The sequence below is a fragment of the Psychrobacter sp. GW64-MNA-CIBAN-0177 genome (genome assembly GCF_040309585.1).
In the GTDB taxonomy this organism is placed as follows: domain Bacteria; phylum Pseudomonadota; class Gammaproteobacteria; order Pseudomonadales; family Moraxellaceae; genus Psychrobacter; species Psychrobacter okhotskensis.
Genome location: NZ_JBEOOY010000046.1, coordinates 1 through 2,189 on the forward strand (window position 1 = coordinate 1; position 2,189 = coordinate 2,189).

Genomic DNA, 2,189 nt, shown 5'->3' on the forward strand with positions numbered 1-2,189 from the left:
CACTTTCAACCTGCTCATGGATAGATCACTCGGTTTCGGGTCTATGCCCTGCAACTAAACGCCCTATTAAGACTCGGTTTCCCTACGGCTCCCCTAAACGGTTAACCTTGCTACAGAACATAAGTCGCTGACCCATTATACAAAAGGTACGCGGTCACCCTAATAAATTAAGGCTCCCACTGCTTGTACGCACACGGTTTCAGGTTCTATTTCACTCCCCTCACAGGGGTTCTTTTCGCCTTTCCCTCACGGTACTGGTTCACTATCGGTCAGTCAGGAGTATTTAGCCTTGGAGGATGGTCCCCCCATCTTCAAACAGGATTTCTCGTGCCCCGCTCTACTTAATATGTTAACGCTAATGTTTCGAATACAGGACTATCACCTACTACGGTCAGCTTTCCCACGCTGTTCTTCTACATTAGCATTAATCGGCTTCTCCCCGTTCGCTCGCCGCTACTTGGGGAATCTCATTTGATGTCTATTCCTAAGGGTACTGAGATGTTTCACTTCCCCTCGTTCGCTTCTTGTACAAGTACAAGATACCTACCTTATGGTAAGTGGGTTTCCCCATTCAGAAATCTCCGGATCACAGGATATTGCCGCCTCCCCGAAGCTTATCGCAGGCTGTCACGTCTTTCATCGCCTCTGACTGCCAAGGCATCCACCATGTGCGCTTCATTACTTGACCATACAACCCCAAGTAGTCTTTCGACTGCTAAGTGTCATATAAGTCTAATTATGATAACGATATCACCTATGTTTATACGCTTGATTCAGTTCTCTTATTACTTTTTAGTAATCAACCCCTGGGATAACAACTGATGTCGTTAAGAGGTCGATTACTAAGGTTAAAAAGTGCGCGTGAACACGCTCTTCTTAACCCAGACTCATATCTATGTTTTTAAATAGTTCTTACGCTCTCGTCGAGTCATAAGTTCTGTATAAAACAGAAAGAAATAATCGTATGATGTAATATCTGAATTATTTGTTTCTGTTTATGCTTATTTTATATATTTACTATCGTATTTATTATGGTGGAGCCAAACGGAGTCGAACCGTTGACCTCCTGCGTGCAAGGCAGGCGCTCTACCAACTGAGCTATGGCCCCGTAAAATAAATGGTAGGCCTGGGCAGACTTGAACTGCCGACCCCCGCGTTATCAACACGGTGCTCTAACCAGCTGAGCTACAGGCCTGTGTCTGCCTGTAAAGGCAAAGCGCTAATAATAAATACTAGCTAAACTAAAGAACAACTTGTTGTGAATTCTTGCTGACCGAATGCCATCTATAAGGAGGTGATCCAGCCGCAGGTTCCCCTACGGCTACCTTGTTACGACTTCACCCCAGTCATCAACCACACCGTGGTGAACGCTCCCCCGAAGGTTAAGCTATCCACTTCTGGTGCAATCAACTCCCATGGTGTGACGGGCGGTGTGTACAAGGCCCGGGAACGTATTCACCGCGGCATTCTGATCCGCGATTACTAGCGATTCCTACTTCATGGAGTCGAGTTGCAGACTCCAATCTGGACTACGATAGGCTTTTTGAGATTCGCATCACATCGCTGTGTAGCTGCCCTCTGTACCTACCATTGTAGCACGTGTGTAGCCCTGGTCGTAAGGGCCATGATGACTTGACGTCGTCCCCGCCTTCCTCCAGTTTGTCACTGGCAGTATCCTTAGAGTTCCCGGCTTAACCCGCTGGTAACTAAGGACAAGGGTTGCGCTCGTTGCGGGACTTAACCCAACATCTCACGACACGAGCTGACGACAGCCATGCAGCACCTGTATTCTAATTCCCGAAGGCACTCCCGCATCTCTGCAGGATTCTAGATATGTCAAGACCAGGTAAGGTTCTTCGCGTTGCATCGAATTAAACCACATGCTCCACCGCTTGTGCGGGCCCCCGTCAATTCATTTGAGTTTTAACCTTGCGGCCGTACTCCCCAGGCGGTCTACTTATTGCGTTAGCTGCGTCACTAAGTCCTCAAGGGACCCAACGACTAGTAGACATCGTTTACGGCGTGGACTACCAGGGTATCTAATCCTGTTTGCTACCCACGCTTTCGAGCCTCAGTGTCAGTATTATGCCAGAAGGCTGCCTTCGCCATCGGTATTCCTCCAGATCTCTACGCATTTCACCGCTACACCTGGAATTCTACCTTCCTCTCACATACTCTAGCTCAACAGT

The 2,189-nt window shown here is 48.0% G+C and carries 2 tRNA genes and 2 rRNA genes; all 4 read right to left on the minus strand.

The features are described 5' to 3' along the window. Positions 1-688 (minus strand): 23S ribosomal RNA (locus AAEY79_RS14085); the annotation flags it as partial. Positions 689-1,032: 344 nt separating this feature from the next. Next, positions 1,033-1,108: transfer RNA gene (locus tag AAEY79_RS14090), tRNA-Ala, on the minus strand. Positions 1,109-1,118: 10 nt separating this feature from the next. Continuing rightward, a tRNA-Ile gene (locus AAEY79_RS14095) sits at positions 1,119-1,195 on the minus strand. A gap of 92 nt (positions 1,196-1,287) precedes the next feature. After that, a 16S ribosomal RNA gene (locus AAEY79_RS14100) occupies positions 1,288-2,189 on the minus strand; the annotation flags it as partial.